Genomic DNA, 15618 nt, shown 5'->3' on the forward strand with positions numbered 1-15618 from the left:
CACACCCTGCGGGTCGCCGACCGGGTCACCGGTCGGGGTGCCCTGCGGCACACCCTGCGGGTCGCCGACCGGGTCACCGGTCGGGGTGCCCTGCGGCACACCCTGCGGGTCGCCGACCGGGTCACCGGTCGGGGTGCCCTGCGGGTCGCCGACCGGGTCACCAGTCGGCGTGCCCTGCGGGTCACCGACCGGGTCACCAGTCGGGGTGCCGTCGTCCGTACCCTCCGGAGTGCCGTCGTCGGTGCCTTCCGGGGTGCCCTCGTTCGTACCCTCCGGCGTGCCGTCCTGGCTACCGTCGACATCACCAGCAGCCTCGGACGACGCATCCGAGGACGACGATGCGATCGACGCACCCTGCGACGCAGCCGCCGGGTTCGCCGTCCCAACGATGGACCCAGCACCGTTCGCCTTCGTCGAGTTGTCCGCCTTCGCCGCCGCCTGCGCCGCAGCCTTCGACGAGCTCCCCGGATCCGTGTCCGCGTTCTGCGTCACGTTCGACGACGCCGTCGTCAACTGGTTGCCGGCGATCTGAGCAGCAGCCTTCGCCGAGATGTCCGCAGCAGCCGACGCCGCCGACGTCCCATCAGCATTCGCCGCCACCTGCGCAGCAGCAACCGCAGCCGGGTTGTTGTTCCCATCAGCATCCGCCGACGCCGACGCCGACGCCGACGCGTTCCGGTTCCCGTTCGCCTCCGCCGACGCGTTCGTCGACGACGTCCCGATCGCAGCACCCTTCGACGCCGAGTTCGGCGACGCATTCGCCGCAACCGACCCAGCAGCATTCGTCTTCGAACTGTTGTCGTTGTTGGCAGCGCCCTGCGCCGCCACGGCGCCAGCCGCGTTCGGGTTCGCCCCGACGTTCTGCGCCGCATCCGCCGCAGCCGTCGTCACCTGATTACCCGCGGCCTTCGCCGCCGAGTTCCCCGTGATGTCCGCCGCCGCATCAGCAACCGACGTCGCATCATCATTCGCCGCCGCCTGCGCCGCAGCAACCGCCGCCGGATTGTTATCCCCATCAGCCCGCGCCGAAGCGGCAGCCGACGCCGCCGCATTCGCATTGCTTTCCCTGGGCGGCGTGACGACAAGACCGTCAGGCACAACGTACGTTGACGTGCTTTCAACCTGTTCGTTACGAACAGCGAGATAGGTCTTCGTCATCTTGGACGGATAGTTGTCGGATACGCCTACCGCTTCGAACTTCATCGAGTTCGGGTCGAGCATCCACTGCCTACCGAAGTTTATAGGGCCCGCATCACTCGGAGCTTGGCATCGGCCTGTGGTGAAGTCGGTCTCGCTCCACCACTTCATCCACACTCCAGGGTAAGCTTGTGTAAACTTGATCTGCGCGCGCATGCAGGTGGACGGCTGGCCGGGCCTCGAGATGAGGGCCGTCTTTCCTGGTCGCGGCATCGTGAATTCTGGGCCAGGAGCACTCGCCGCCTTGTCGAAGGACGAGAACCGTTGCGCCCGTGGATAATTCGCCTCATCAGACTTGCCGCTCGCCATGAGACGGTAGAAGCCAGTCTTGTCCTTGGTCTGAAGAATCAAAGGGCCAGTCATCTCGTTAGCCGAAGTGACCGTGTAGTACTTCTCCACCAGAGTCGCCATCGGGTCGGCATTGGCCGACGAAACGATGCCGAACGCGGCGCCGGATGCCGCGAGCGCACCGATCGTCGACGCTGCGACGATCTTGCGTGTGGCAGAGCGCTTGTGCTTGCTCATGTGATTGGTTTCTTTCTGTAGTGGGCTGCCGTTTCCGACAGCTCCTGGTTGATCCCTGCACACGCTCATCACGCGCAGGGGTCCCCGGCCGGCGCACATGGGGGATGCTCCGGTCGAGCCCGGCCCGGGCGATGGCACCCGGGCCGGAAGTCGTTCATGCGGCGTTGAGTGCCCGGTTCGCCGCGTTGACACCGCTCATGCCGTGCACCCCAGGCCCCGGCGGGGTGGCAGCAGAGCACAGGTACACACCGGGAACGCCCGTCCGGTAGGGGTTCGGCCCGAACGTCGGCCGGGCGATCAGCTGCCGGAAGGTGTTCGCCCCGGTGTTGATGTCCCCGCCGACGAAGTTCGAGTTCGCCGCCGCCAGACCCATCGCACTGGTCACGCGGGTGGACACGATGCGCTCCCGGAACCCGGGCGCGAACCGCTCGATCTGGCTGGTGATCCGGTTCTCGGCGGCGACGGTCGACCCGTACGGCACGTGGGCGTACGCCCAGACGGGGTTGAGTCCGCCCGCCGACCTCGTCGGATCGGCTTTCCACTGCTGGCCGACCAGGGTGAACGGCGCCCGCGAGGACTTGCCACCGACGACCTGGGTCTCCGCAGCAGCGACCTCGTCCGCGCTGCCACCGAGGTGCACGACGCCGGCTTCCTGGCACTCGGCTGCGGTCCACGGGATGTCGCCGTCGATCGCGAAGTCCACCTTGTAGGCGGCGGGACCGTGCGCGTACTCGGTGAACGCCCGGCGCGAGCGCTCGGGGATCCGGTGGTGCAGGATCTCGACGGCAGCGCTCGGTGCGACGTCGAGGAGCACGACGTCGGCGTCCTCGAGCTCGCGGATGTCGGTGACGGTGCGGCCGGTCTCGACGTGCCCGCCGAGCGACTCGAGCTCCGCGACCAGGGCGTCGGCCAGCACCTGCGCACCGCCCCGGACGACCGGCCAGCCGACCGCGTGCCCGGCGGATGCGAGCATCACACCGATGGCGGAGGAGAACGTCGTGTCGAGCCGTCCGAACGCGTGCGCGGCGATGCCGGCGAACAGCGCGCGGTGCCGTTCTTCACGGAAGGAGCCGGCGAGCCGCAGCGCAGGCTGCGCGGCCAGTGCCCCGAACCGCGCCATCAGCGCCGCGTGCCGCGGCATGCGCGCCAGAGGCTGCAGGGCATCGGCGGTCAGGTCGTCGAACCGCTCGGCGAAGGGCTCGAAGAGGTTGCGCCAGGTGGACCCGTCGACGCCCATGCCCTCGGCCGTTGTCGCGATGTCGCGGTACAGCAGGCCGGCGCTGCCGTCGTCGAGCGGGTGGGCGAGCGCGGCAGGCGCCTCGTCCCAGTGCACGCCGTGCCGCTCGAGCTCGAGGGAACGGAGGAACGGCGAGGCAGCGGCGAGCGGCATGAACGACGCTCCGAGGTCGTGGACCAGGCCGGGGGCGGTCAGCTCCGCAGAACCGACCGCTCCCCCGACCCGCCAGTGCGACTCGAGCACGGTGACGCTCGCGCCGGCCTGCGCCAGCCGGATCGCGCCGGCGAGCCCGTTGGGCCCGCTGCCGACGACGACGGCCCGCACGCTCAGACCACCACGGAGTCGTCGCGACGGTCGGTCGCGTCCGCTTCCGCGTCGTCCGGACTGGAGGCACGGCTCGCGCTCTCGGCAGGGCGTCGCGTCCACAGGGTGGCCGGGTCGGGGGCCGTGGTGACCACGTCGACGTCCGTCGCGGTCGCGACGGGGGCGACCCCGGCCTCCAGGTCGTCAGCCGCGACCACCGGCGAGACGGGAGCCGCACCGGACCACGCGTCGTCCACCGGGGTGGCTGCGACGGCGTCCGCCGTCGTCCGCCGCTCCGCCAGGGTGACCCCGGGCGAGCGTCGCGCCGCGTTGGCCCAGGCTCGCTTGAGGCCGCGGCCCATGGCGCGCCAGGTGTGGTCGCGGACGAAGATCGCGTCGACGGCGATCATCGCCATGGAGAAGAACGGCAGACCCATCAGGACGCCGATGCCGACGTGGAACGACATGATGCCGATCAGGACGATGATGCGGGTGATGCGGTTCAGCAGCATCGGCAGGAACATCATCTGCAGGATGATCGTGCCCCACGAGAACGCGGCGACCATCGGACCCCAGGTGGTGATGATCTTCGCGATCTCCGGCCAGGTGGAGAACCGGTCGACCATGAGCGGGCCGTAGACCGCGGTGCCTGCACCCCAGGTTCCGCCCTGTGCCTTGTAGAGCGCGCCGGACATGTAGACGAAGCCGACGTGCATGGTGGTGACGACGATCGCCAGGTTGTGGAACATCGCGGTGTACGGACGGACCATGCGGCTGCGGCGGTCGAAGCGGCGCAGGGCGTCGTGCGACTTCGCGTGGCGGCGAGCATCGAGCGAGAGCCGGGCCGAGGTGTCCGCGAAGAGCATGTAGATCATGACCATGCGCAGGAGGTTGTCGCTCTGGTCACTGAGCAGGTCGTTCATCTCGATGAACGACACGTAGAAGACCAGGTACACCGGCAGGACGAACTTCGTGCGCCACCCGATCGCCACCAGGAAGGCGATGACGAACAGGCCGATGTAGCTCAGCGTGAAGCCGACGTTGTCCGGGCCGACGAAGTTGAACCACTTGAACAGCCAGATCTTCTCGAAGTCGCTGCCCGGGTAGAGGTGCTGACCGGTCCACGCGGAGCCGGCGCCGTACGCGTAGAGGCGGGTCGACCAATTGGCGGCGAGGATGCCCATCCCCATCACGCCGATCAGGATGCGGAAGACGGCGAGGCCGTACAGTGCGCGCTTCTTGCCGAGGAGCCAGTCCTCGGAGAAGGTGGCGCCGCGCCTGGCGAGGGTGACGGCTCCGGCGCGGCCCGCGCACGCGAGGTCCTTGAGCATGCGGCCGAGGCGAGCGGCCTCGGCGGTGATGATGTTGCCCATGGTCACTTCTCCTCTGCGAGCTTCTTGAAGGTGTCGGCGAAGTCCTTGTGGGACTGGCCGGGCATGATGAAGGTGCCGCGCCAGCCCGTCGGGGACCACTGCTCGGGTTCTGGCTTCGCGTCGGGGTTGTTCCGCTGGTCGAAGGGCACCGCGTTCTGGCGGGAGATGGCGAAGCGGATCGTCGTGACGTCCTCACCCCACATCGTCTTGGCGACCTGGGTGGCGTAGGCGCTCGTGTAGGCGTGCTGGGTGATGAACGATCCGGCGTTCGCCCTGGCCGTCGCGTCGTCGCCCGACGCCTTGTAGAGCGCGGTCTCGAAGCGGGACTTCCAGTCGGCACCGGTGTAGTAGTTCGCCTGGACGACTTCCTGCTGCTTCTCGTTGAGCTTGCTGTATGCGTCGCGGTACTTGCTGGCCTGCTCGTTGGCGAGGCCGGCGGCACGCGGCGGGAGGAGGTTGTGGCGAGAGAGCTTGAGCTCGTCCTCGGCGGCGTCGATCCACTCGCTGTTCTGCTGCTTGCCGTCGACGTTCTCGACCGCGCGGACGTAGAAGTGGTAGTTGCCGTTGATGGGGTCAGGGGCGAAGACGGACCAGCTCTGCCCGAAGAACGGGATCTGCCAGCTGGTCAGGAAGTTGCCGGGGACGAGCGAGCGCATGGACGCCGAGTACGGGGCGATCCAGAGCAGCTGGGCGAAGATGTGCCACGCCGCGATGAGCGACACGACGACGAGCACGACACGCACGACCGGGCGGCGGCGCATGAGATGGGATTTGGGCGACGGGGACGACATGGGACCTCTCTGATCGATTCGGGGTTCGAGAGGTGGCGCCGTGACACGGCCCGAAGACTCTCGTATTGAAATATATCAATACGACGGTGAACATGCAACATTCACATATCATCCGAGATGCGGCGTGGTGACGCAGCAACGCCGAAGGGCACCGCAGATGCGGTGCCCTTCGGCGTTGTTCGTGGTCGCTCAGGCGACGGGCGGGGGTATCAGCGGGGCAGTGTGTCCAGGGCCGCGGCGAGCCCGTCGTCCGTCACGCCGCCGGTGATCTCGCTCGCAGCGTCGACCACGTCCTCCGGGGCCTGTCCCATGGCGACGCCGCGGCCGGAGGTGGAGGCCCACCGCAGCATGTCGATGTCGTTGCGGCCGTCCCCTGCGGCGAAGACCCGGGAGCGTGGGATGTCGAACCACTCACGCACGCGCTCCATCGCCGTCGCCTTCGTCACGCCTTCTGGTGCGATGTCGAGCCACGCCGTCCACCCGACGTTGTACGAGACCTTGTGCAGCCCCATCCGGTCGACGATCGCCAGGAACTCCTCGAGCCCGTGCTCCGGGGAGATGACCACGACACGGGTGGCCCGCACGCCGAGCAGCTGCGAGAAGTCGACGTGGGACCCGTGCTTCGTCATGGCGTCGTCCGGGAACTCCCCCGAGAGCAGGTAGTGCCCGTCGGGTGACTCGACGCCGTACGCCGCGTTCGACAGGGCACCGCGGATCGTCTGCAGGACGTCGGTCGGGTCGAAGGTCTCGACGTGCACCCGCACGTAGCCGTTGATCGCGTGCGGGGCGTCCGAGCGACGAAGGGTCACCGCGCCGTTCGCGCACACGAGGTACTCCGGTTCGATGCCGAGCGTCTGCAGCACGGGAACGGTCATGCCCTCGCTGCGACCGGTGGAGAGCATGACCTCGTGCCCGGCAGCGGCGGCGGACTTGATCGCCTCGACGGTGGTGGACGTCACGACACCGTCCTCGCGCATCACGGTGCCGTCGATGTCGAGGGCGACGAGCCAGCGCTTCACGCGGGTCGCGGCCGTGCCGTGGGCGTCGTTCATCGGGGTTCGATCACCTCGACGCCGCCGAGGTACGGACGGAGGACCTCCGGGATCACGACCGAGCCGTCGGCCTGCTGGTGGGACTCGAGGATCGCGACGAGCCAGCGGGTGGTCGCGAGGGTGCCGTTGAGCGTGGCGACCGGCGCGGTCTTGCCCGAGTCGGTGCGGTAGCGGATGTCGAGGCGACGGGCCTGGAACGAGGTGCAGTTCGAGGTCGAGGTGAGCTCGCGGAAGGTGCCCTGCGTCGGGACCCACGCTTCGAGGTCGTACTTCCGCGCGGCCGACGTGCCGAGGTCACCGGCTGCGGTCTCGATCACGCGGTAGTGCAGCCCGAGGTCCTGCAGCATCGACTCCTGGTACGCCATCAACTTCGCGTGCTCGGCGTCCGCCTGGTCCGGGTGGACGTAGGAGAACATCTCGAGCTTGTTGAACTGGTGGACCCGGAGGATGCCGCGGTTGTCCTTGCCCGCCGAGCCGGCCTCGCGCCGGTAGCAGGTCGACCAGCCGGCGTAGCGGAGGGCCGGGTCCTCGGCGTCGAACGCGAGGATCTCGTCCGCGTGGTACCCGGCGAGGGCGACCTCGCTGGTGCCGGTCAGGTACAGGTCATCGGCCTCGAGCCGGTAGACCTCCGCAGCGTGCTCGCCGAGGAACCCGGTGCCGGCCATGGTCTCGGGACGCACGAGCGTCGGCGTGATGAGCGGGGTGAACCCGTGCTGGATCGCTCGGTCGAGCCCGAGTGACATCAGCGCGATCTCGAGCCGGGCGCCGAGGCCCTTGAGGAAGTAGAAGCGCGAGCCGGACACCTTGACGCCGCGGGGGATGTCGATGATGTCGAGGAGCTCGCCGAGGTCCGCGTGGTCCTTCGGCTCGAAGTCGAACTCCGGCTTGGTGCCGACGGTCTTGATCGTGACGAAGTCGTCCTCGCCACCGGCGGGCACGCCGGGCAGCACGACGTTCGGGATCGACCGGACGACGCGGTTGAAGGTCTCCTCGGCGGCCGTGACGGCGGCCTGTGCCTCCTTCACGCCGGCGGCGAGCGCCTGGGCCTGCTGCACGAGCGCGGCCTTCTCGTCCTTCGGCGCCTTGGCGACGGTCTTGCCGAACGCGTTCTGCTCGGCACGCAGGGCCTCGAACGACGAGATCGCGCTCCGCCTGGCGGCGTCAGCGGCGACCGCTTCGTCGACGACGTCGACGGAGGCGCCGCGCGCAGCCTGTGAGGCTTTGATGACATCGGGATCGTCGCGCAGCAGCTGGGGGTCAATCACCGGTTCATCCTAGCCAGACACGATTGCGACTCCGGTGCGCGCAGCCGGGGGTCAATGCAGCGTCCATTCCGGCGTTCATCCTAGCCAGGCACGGATGAACGGGAGGCTCGTGGCGGCCGCGCCACGAGCCTCCCGTCCGGTTGTGGTCGCGACCAGAGCGCGTGGCGCGACACGCAGGCCCCGCCGGTACCGTTGAGCCATGTCATCGCCCTCGGAGACCGCGCCCGCGCAGTCGGACGCCCTCGCCACCGAGCACCGCACTGCGGCCGTGGTCTACAACCCGGTCAAGGTGCACCTCCCGACCCTGAAGGAGACGGTGGCCAAGTACGAACAGGAAGCCGGCTGGAACACCACGCTGTGGTTCGAGACCACGGAGGAGGACCCGGGCGGAGGGATGGCCCGTGAAGCCCTCGATGCCGGCGCCGACGTGATCGCGGCTGCCGGCGGGGACGGGACCGTGCGTGCGGTGGGCGAGGTCGTGCACGGCTCGGATGCTTCCCTCGCGCTGCTGCCGAGCGGTACGGGCAACCTGCTCGCCCGCAACATGAAGCTGCCCCTCGACGACCTGGACGCCAGCACCCACGCGATCTTCCACGGGACCGACCGGCCGATCGACTTCGGGATCCTCGGACTCGAGCGCCCGGACGGCACCCGCGAGCAGTACGGCTTCCTGGTGATGGCGGGGCTCGGGCTCGATGCCCGGATGCTCGCGAACACCCGCCCCGGGCTCAAGAAGCGCGTCGGGTGGCTCGCCTACGTCGACTCGCTGTTCCGGTCCGTGCGCGACATCGACGGGTTCGACTTCCGGTACCGGCTCGACGAGTCCACGACGAAGTCCGTCCGCGGACACTCGGTCATCGTCGGCAACTGCGGGATGCTCCAGGCCAACGCGATGCTCCTGCCGGAGGCCGAGATCGACGACGGGGTCTTCGACATCGTGGTGATGCGTCCCCGGGGGTTCTTCGGCTGGGTGCGGATCGGCGCGCGGATCTTCTGGGAGAACGCGATCCTCCGGTGGTTTCGCCGCTCGACGCTCGGCAACACGTTCGTCGGGCGTCGGATCATCACCCGCGCCAAGCAGGAACGGCCGCTGCGCTACCTGCGTGGTGAGGAGTTCGTGCTGCGGCTCGAGAAGCCGGACGAGTTCGAGATCGACGGCGACCCCGTCGGCGAGATCTCGGCGTTCCGGGCGCGGATCGACCCGGGGGCGCTCCGTGTCCGCGTGCCGGAGCCCGCGGAGCCGACCGGCCGCGCCGCGCGCAAGCGCTCCTAGCGCGGGTCGGGCTCGCCGGAGACGATCGCGCGGAGCCAGTCCCGTGCCTCGACGAATGCCTCGTCCGAGTAGCGCAGCGGCACCTCGGACTCCAGCCGATCCGCGCGCGGGTAGGACCCGAGGAACGTCACGCGCGGGCTGAACCGACGCAGGCCGAGCAGGGCATCGGCGACTCGCTCGTCCTCGACGTGCCCGTCGAGGTCGATGACGAACCGGTAGCGGCCGAGCTCGTCCCCGATCGGCCGCGAGGACAGCAACCCCATGTTGATGCCCCTCGTGGCGAACTGCTCGAGCATGTCGACGAGGGCACCCGGGTGGTCTGCGGGCAGTTCGACGATGACGCTCGTCTTGTCCGAACCGGTGCGCTCCGGGATGCTCAGCGTCTTCGAGACGAGCACGAAGCGGGTGACGGCGCTGGCGTTGTCGCCGATCGAGCTCGCGAGCACGGCGAGGTCGTGGTGGTCGGTGATGCCCGGCGGGGCGACGGCTGCGTCGGCCGTGGGGTGCTCGTCGAGCAGGGCGACGGCGGCGGCGACGTTCGACGAGGCCGGGATGTGGCCGTGTCCGGGGACGTTGGTCTCGAGCCAGCGGTGGGTCTGGGCGTAGGCGACGGGGTGCGCGTTCACGGTGCGGACGTCGGCGAGCGCGGTGCCGTGCCGGGCGACGAGCACGAAGTCGACGGGGACGAGGTACTCGCCCACGATCCGCACGCCGGGGATCCGGGCGAGGGCGTCCTGTGTGGCGCTGACGCCGCCGTCGACGCTGTTCTCGATCGCGATGACGGCACCGACGGAGCGGCCGGACATCACGTCGTCGAGCGCTTCTCCGACGTTGTTGACGCTCCGCCAGGGCTTGCCGGCAGCCGCGTCGACGAGCTTGAGCGCCGCCTCGGTGAAGGTGCCGGCGGGTCCGAGGTAGCTGTACGTGTCGGACGCTGCGTCGGGCTGGCTCATGCCGCCGAGCCTATTGCACCCGTCCGCGCCGCCACGGCCCGTGACGCGGCGCCCGGTCGCCACTGCTGCGCAGTCGCCGCGGCGGGCGCCGCCGGACGGGAGGCACGCGGCGGGCTGGCACCGGGCGGGAGGCGCGGGGCGGGCTGGCACCGGGCCTCCCGCCCGCCCGTAACGGGTGCGCAGACGTGGCGACGCCCGGCGGCTGCCGGCCACCGCTTCCGCGCACTCGGCGCCGGGCACACGCGCGCACCGCCGGACGGGAGGCGCGGGGCGGGCTGGCACCGGGCCTCCCGCCCGCCCCGTAACGAGTGCGCAGACACGGCGACGCCCGGCGGCTGCCGGCCACCAATACTGCGCACTCGGCGCCAGGCACACGCGCGCACCGCCCGGCGGGAGGCGCGCGGCGGCCCCGCACCGGGCCTCCCGCCCGCCCCGCGGCGAGTGCGCAGACACGGCGACGCCCGGCGGCGAGGCCCGCGTCAGTCGGCCGCAGTACCGGTCAGCCGCGCCTCGCAGATGGCCGCGTCGTCGTCGTCCCGGGGGTAGGTCAGCGCCGCGAAGCGCCCCTCGGGGTCGAGCGTGGTGAGCAGCGACTTCGCGATGCCGTCGAGCTGGGCGACCTGCTCGTCGGTCAGCGCGTCGATCACGAAGCGACGGGCGGTGCGGACGTGGTCGGGCGCTGCCTCCACGATCGTGGCGTACCCGGCGTCCGTGAGTCGCACGTCGGTCGCGCGGCGGTCGTCGGTGGACGGGCAGCGCGCGACGAGTCCGCGCTTCTCGAGCCGGGACACCACGTGCGACAGCCGCGGGAGCGACGCGTTCGTCGCCGATGCGAGCGCGGACATCCGGAGGGTGCGGGTGTCGGTCTCGGACAGCATGGCGATGACCATGTAGTCGAAGTGGGTCAGGTCGGCGTCCCGCTGGAGCTGCTGGTCGAGCGCTGCCGGCAGGAGTTCCATCACCGCGACGAGCTTCATCCAGGCACGCAGCTGCTCGCGCGTCAGCCAGGGGGTCTCGTCGGTCATGCCCCCATCCTACGAAATGGTTGTCGTTTCAACCACCCTGGAGTTCCGTCGCGCTGTCAGCCACCCCACGACCAGCACGGCGACGACCACGAGGAGCAGCGAACCCTCGACGACGAGCAACCGCGTGGTGTAGTCGAACGGCACCACCGTGGGGTTCTTCGCACCGTGGTGCTTCGCGGCGATCTCCGGCAGGACGACCAGCGCCAGCACGCTCCCGAGCACGACGGCCGCCTGCACCACCACGAGGACCCACAGGCGGAGCGCACGACCGGCCCGGCGGAGTCCGAGACCGACGAGGACCACGAACGGCGACAGGATCGCGTCGTGCAGGATCACCGCGCCGATGAGCCAGGTCGCGAGGCCCCCGATGCGGTTCGGACGGACGGTGGTGACCATGACGTACGCGCCGAACGCGATCACGAGGACCCCGACGACGACGAGCACGATCCGCGCGGCCTTCACGAGAGCACCTCGATCTTCGCGATCCACTTCGTCTGCAGCACGCCGGGCCGCCCGGGCGCGATGATCCGAGCGGGGAACCCGTGGTCGAGGTCGAGCGTCGCGCCGTTCAGCTCGAGCGCCACGAGGGTCGTCGGGTCGGACGCGTACTCCGGCCCCATGTCCATGATCCGGTAGCCGCCGTGGCGCTCCAGGCTGGTCACCCGCACGTGCGAGGACGGGTCGGCCTGCACCGCTCGGAGCAGGTCGCGCATCCGGACTCCCTTCCAGGTCGCCATCTGACTCCATCCCTCGACGCACGAGATCGGCAGCGCCGCCTCGGTGGTCCCGAGCGCCACGAGCTCGGCGCGGGAGAACATCCTCGTCACCGCTGGACCGGCCACCGTGAGCGACCAGTCCGCTGCGGTCGCGGTCGCCAGGACGCCAGCTGCCCGCGCGGTCCGGTTCACCGGGAGGCCGTTCGGGCCGATGTGCCGCTTGCGGGGCGCGAAGACGTTGAACGGCTCGGCGAGCTTCGAGGACTGGCCGGCGGTGAGCACCACGACGCCGGCGGTCGCGGCCGCGATGCCCGCGAAGAAGCCGCGACGGGCGATCCGCTCGCGTCGACCGGCGGCCCGTTCCGGCCGTCCGGCCTGTTCGGTCCGTTCGGTCGGTTCGGTCCGTTCGGTCGGTTCGGTCGGTTCGGTCGGTTCCGGACGGGAGGCTCGGCTCGACTCCGCCCCGTCGGCCCACCGCATCACGCGGCCGGTGATCCCCCGCGGGTACGTCCCGGTGGCGTCGTAGCCGGGCAGCTCGCTGCCGACGGTGTCGTCGTGCACGAAGCGGCCGTCCGCGTCGTAGGAGTCCCGCTTCCGCCAGTAGCGGCTGATCACCCGGAGCTTCGCGCCGATGTGGATCACGAGCGACCCGATGATGACGTACGCCAGCGCGTAGTGCACCTGCCGGAACGGGAACGGCCACGGGTACCACTGGAACGTGTTCACGAGCCCGGTCGCGACCTGCACGATCGACGCCGCGACGAACACCGCGATCGACGCACGCTCGAGGAAGTGCAGGACGTTCCGCACCGGCGGGTCCTGCGCCAACGCGGGCATCACGGTGTTGAGCTTCGCGAGGAGCAGGGGGATGATCGCGATCCCCGCCGTGATGTGGAGCCCCTGCGTGAACTGGTAGAGCTGCACGGGCCTGGTCGGGAAGCGCATCCCGGGCAGCGGGTCCTGCAGCAGGTGGCTGTAGACACCGGTCCCGAAGCAGATCAGGAACGCGATGCCGAGCAGCCGTCCGATGACGACCGCGGATCGCGCGTTCCGGTTCGGGGAGGCCATGGCGGCCCGGGCATCGTGGAGGCCCTGCCGGACGAACGTCGGTAGCCTCGACGGACCATGCGTCTGCGTCCCGGCACCCTGCTCCCGACCGTGCTCGCCGTCATCGGCGTGCTGGCCCTGGCGGGCGTCATCGCCTTCGGGGTCACGCATCTGGGGTTCCTCCGGTCCGGTCATCGACAACCATTCGTTGCGTGGACCCTGATCGCTTGGGCGGTGTTCGTCGTTGCGGTCGTCGGGCTCCGGTTCGTCCCGGCACGTCTGGTCACCATCATCGTCCTCGGCGGCGCCGTGGTCGTGGGGCTCGCCGCCATGGTGGGTCAGCCGAACACCAGCACCGACTCTGCTCGCTACGCCTGGGACGGCATCGTCCAGCACGCCGGGGTCTCGCCGTACGCGCACACGCCGCAGTCGACCGCGCTGTCCGGCCTCCGTCCGGACTGGTTGTTCCCGGACAAGGTGAACGGCACGTGCGAGCCGCTGCAGCCGCGGTACCGCGGGCTCGGGGACGGGGCGGCCGGACACTGCACGGCGATCAACCGCCCCGACGTACCGACGATCTACCCGCCGATGGCCGAGCTGTGGTTCGCGCTCGTGCGCTTCTTCGTACCGGCCACCGTGCAGTACTGGCCGTTCCAGCTCGCCGGACTGCTCGTCTCGCTCGGCGTCACCGTCGGACTGCTCGTCGTCCTGCGCCGCATCGGCCGTCCGACCTGGTGGGCGGCGCTCTGGGCGTGGTGCCCGCTCGTGGCGTCCGAGGCCGTCACGAACTCCCACGTCGACGTCGTCGGCGCGGCCCTCGCGACCGCCGGCGCCGTACTGGTCGCGTTCGGCCGGCCGATCTGGGGCGGGATCATGCTCGGCGCCGCGACGTGCACGAAGCTCATCCCGGCGATCGTCTACCCGGCGCTGCTCGGCCGGTGGCGGAACTGGTGGGCGGTACCCGTCGGCATCGCCGTGTTCGGGTTGCTCTACGTCCCCTACGTCGCGTCGACCGGAGCGAAGGTGCTCGGGTACCTGCCCGGCTACCTGACCGAGGAGGGGTACGAGGACGGCTCCCGCTTCGCCCTCGTGTCGCTCGTCGCGAAGGGCGACCTCGGCACGGTGATCGTCGCGCTCGTCGTCCTCGTCGCAGCGGTGCTCGCGTGGCGCCTCTCGGACCCGAGCCGACCGTGGTCCGGCGAGGTCCTGATGATCGGCGTGACCTTCCTCGCGGTGACGCCGCGGTACCCCTGGTACGCGCTGCTCCTGATCCCGTTCGTGGTGCTCTCGGGGCGGTGGGAGTGGATGTCCATCGCGCTCGCGATCGCCCTGCGTGGTGTGTGGCCGTCGGTGGACGCGTACCGCTGGTGGCTCGGCGCGGCGATCCTGGTCATCGTGGTGGTGACGGTCATCCGGACGGACCGGTCGGACTGGATCCGCTGGCGCGACCGGCTCCTCCCAGGGCGCGACCGGCGCCTGCTCCCGGTGCGCGACCGACGACCCGCCGTATCATCGCTGCCATGACGGCTCGCATGCTCCCGTCGACGGGACTGCTCCGTCGCGTCCGGCAGCCGTCCGCGCCGATCCCCCACCGGCCGGACGACGACGGCCTGCTCGACCGGTTCGGCCGACGGGCGGTCGACCTCCGTGTGTCCCTCACCGAGCGGTGCAACCTCCGGTGCACGTACTGCATGCCGGAGCAGGGACTGCCGGTCATCCCGAACGAATCGCTGATGACCGCCGAGGAGATCGAACGGCTCGTTCGTCTGGGCGCAGCGCACCTCGGCATCCGCAAGGTCCGCTTCACGGGCGGCGAACCGCTGCTCCGCCGTGACCTGGCGGACGTGATCGCCCGGACCGCTGCGCTCGGGGTGGAGGTCTCGCTGACGACCAACGCGATCGGGCTCGCCGCACGCGCCGCCGATCTGCGGGCCGCCGGACTCGACCGGATCAACGTCTCGTTGGACACCGTCGACCCCGACGTGTTCGCGGAGGTCACCCGTCGACCGTTCCTCGACCGTGTCCTCGACGGGATCGCCGCCGCGGACGACGCCGGACTCGGCGTGAAGATCAACGCCGTCCTGCTCCGCGGCGTGAACGACCACCTCGCACCCGACCTGCTCGCCTGGTGCCTGGACCGCGGCCACGAGCTCCGCTTCATCGAGCAGATGCCGCTCGACCCCGGACACGCCTGGGACGGCGACGACATGGTCACCGCGGCCGAGACCCGTGCGCTGCTCGGCGACCGCTTCGTGCTGACGCCGCACGACGCCCCGCGGGACGGCGCCCCAGCCGAACGGTTCCGGGTCGCCGCACGGTCCACGGGCGACGAACTCGGCACCGTCGGCGTCATCGCGAGCGTCACCGAGTCGTTCTGCGCCGACTGCACCCGCACCCGGCTGACCGCCGAGGGCCACGTCCGCAGCTGCCTGTTCTCCGACGACGAGTCCGACCTCCTCGGCCCGATGCGCGCGGGCGCGTCGGACACCGACGTGCTCGACCTGTGGCGGCGGGCGATGTGGGCGAAGCCGCGGGACCACGGGGACGACGCCGACGGCATGGTGCACCCGTCCCGTGGCATGAGCGCGATCGGCGGCTGAGGTGACGACGATCCGGTTCTTCGCCGCGGCGCGCGCTGCCGTCGGCCTCGACGAGACCACGACGGACGCCCACACGCTCGACGACGCCCTGCGCTCCGTGCGGGCCGACGACCCCGAGCGCTGGACGGCCCTGCAGGAGCGGTGCTCGTACCTGGTCGACGGCGTGAGCACCCGCGACCGGTCGACCCCGCTCACCGGTGTCGCACTGGTCGACGTGATGCCGCCCTTCGCCGGCGGCTGACCCGCCGACGGCTGACCCGC

Annotated in this window: 14 protein-coding genes; 4 read left to right on the top strand and 10 right to left on the bottom strand. The window is 70.4% G+C overall.

Annotated features, from left to right (window positions below; translation table 11 throughout):
• The 6 genes from ACIPJ2_RS16495 to serS all read right to left on the bottom strand — a co-directional run.
• The coding region (locus ACIPJ2_RS16495) for a hypothetical protein (RefSeq protein ID WP_402729725.1) at positions 1-1722 on the bottom strand (1722 nt) is incomplete at its 3' end.
• A gap of 154 nt (positions 1723-1876) precedes the next feature.
• On the bottom strand, positions 1877-3283 hold the full coding sequence (locus tag ACIPJ2_RS16500) for a phytoene desaturase family protein (protein WP_402729726.1): 1407 nt from the start codon (positions 3281-3283) through the stop codon (positions 1877-1879).
• Positions 3284-3285: 2 nt separating this feature from the next.
• Complete coding sequence (locus ACIPJ2_RS16505; RefSeq protein WP_402729727.1) at positions 3286-4635, bottom strand: HTTM domain-containing protein; 1350 nt, start codon at positions 4633-4635, stop codon at positions 3286-3288.
• 2 nt (positions 4636-4637) lie between these two features.
• Positions 4638-5396, bottom strand: coding sequence for a DUF5819 family protein (locus tag ACIPJ2_RS16510; protein WP_402729728.1), 759 nt, complete (start codon positions 5394-5396; stop codon positions 4638-4640).
• Positions 5397-5635: 239 nt separating this feature from the next.
• Entirely contained in the window at positions 5636-6478 is an 843-nt protein-coding gene (locus ACIPJ2_RS16515; protein WP_402729729.1) for an HAD family hydrolase, read from the bottom strand.
• Positions 6475-7743, bottom strand: coding sequence for a serine--tRNA ligase (gene serS, locus ACIPJ2_RS16520; RefSeq protein WP_402729730.1), 1269 nt, complete (start codon positions 7741-7743; stop codon positions 6475-6477). The genes ACIPJ2_RS16515 and serS overlap by 4 nt, the downstream gene beginning before the upstream one ends.
• Before the next feature lie 199 nt (positions 7744-7942).
• On the opposite strand from serS, the gene ACIPJ2_RS16525 reads away from it, so the two are divergent.
• Positions 7943-9016 carry a diacylglycerol/lipid kinase family protein gene (locus ACIPJ2_RS16525; protein ID WP_402729731.1) on the top strand — a complete coding sequence of 358 codons (1074 nt, stop codon included), beginning with the start codon at positions 7943-7945 and terminating at the stop codon, positions 9014-9016.
• Here ACIPJ2_RS16525 and pheA read toward each other — a convergent pair.
• From pheA to ACIPJ2_RS16545, 4 genes are all read right to left on the bottom strand, one after another.
• Positions 9013-9969, bottom strand: coding sequence for a prephenate dehydratase (gene pheA, locus ACIPJ2_RS16530; protein ID WP_281265526.1), 957 nt, complete (start codon positions 9967-9969; stop codon positions 9013-9015). The genes ACIPJ2_RS16525 and pheA overlap by 4 nt on opposite strands.
• Positions 9970-10448: 479 nt before the next feature.
• Positions 10449-10994, bottom strand: a complete 546-nt coding sequence (locus tag ACIPJ2_RS16535; protein ID WP_281265527.1) for a MarR family winged helix-turn-helix transcriptional regulator — start codon at positions 10992-10994, stop codon at positions 10449-10451.
• A gap of 9 nt (positions 10995-11003) precedes the next feature.
• Positions 11004-11456 (bottom strand): hypothetical protein, encoded by a 453-nt coding sequence (locus ACIPJ2_RS16540; RefSeq protein ID WP_402729732.1) that lies wholly within the window; start codon positions 11454-11456, stop codon positions 11004-11006.
• Complete coding sequence (locus ACIPJ2_RS16545; RefSeq protein WP_402729733.1) at positions 11453-12778, bottom strand: molybdopterin-dependent oxidoreductase; 1326 nt, start codon at positions 12776-12778, stop codon at positions 11453-11455. Before ACIPJ2_RS16545 ends, ACIPJ2_RS16540 begins: the two co-directional genes overlap by 4 nt.
• A gap of 57 nt (positions 12779-12835) precedes the next feature.
• Between ACIPJ2_RS16545 and ACIPJ2_RS16550 the strand changes: the two genes are divergently transcribed.
• Genes ACIPJ2_RS16550 through ACIPJ2_RS16560 form a run of 3 tightly spaced genes read left to right on the top strand, consistent with a single transcriptional unit; the run spans position 12836 to position 15598 of the window.
• Entirely contained in the window at positions 12836-14281 is a 1446-nt protein-coding gene (locus tag ACIPJ2_RS16550) for a glycosyltransferase 87 family protein (RefSeq protein WP_402729734.1), read from the top strand.
• Positions 14278-15357: a GTP 3',8-cyclase MoaA gene (gene moaA, locus ACIPJ2_RS16555; RefSeq protein WP_402729735.1), complete on the top strand. Its 1080-nt coding sequence runs from the start codon at positions 14278-14280 to the stop codon at positions 15355-15357. The genes ACIPJ2_RS16550 and moaA overlap by 4 nt, the downstream gene beginning before the upstream one ends.
• Before the next feature lies 1 nt (position 15358).
• On the top strand, positions 15359-15598 hold the full coding sequence (locus tag ACIPJ2_RS16560) for a MoaD/ThiS family protein (protein WP_402729736.1): 240 nt from the start codon (positions 15359-15361) through the stop codon (positions 15596-15598).
• Positions 15599-15618 lie beyond the last annotated feature (20 nt).

Source organism: Curtobacterium sp. NPDC090217 (assembly GCF_044746705.1).
Classification (GTDB): Bacteria; Actinomycetota; Actinomycetes; order Actinomycetales; family Microbacteriaceae; genus Curtobacterium.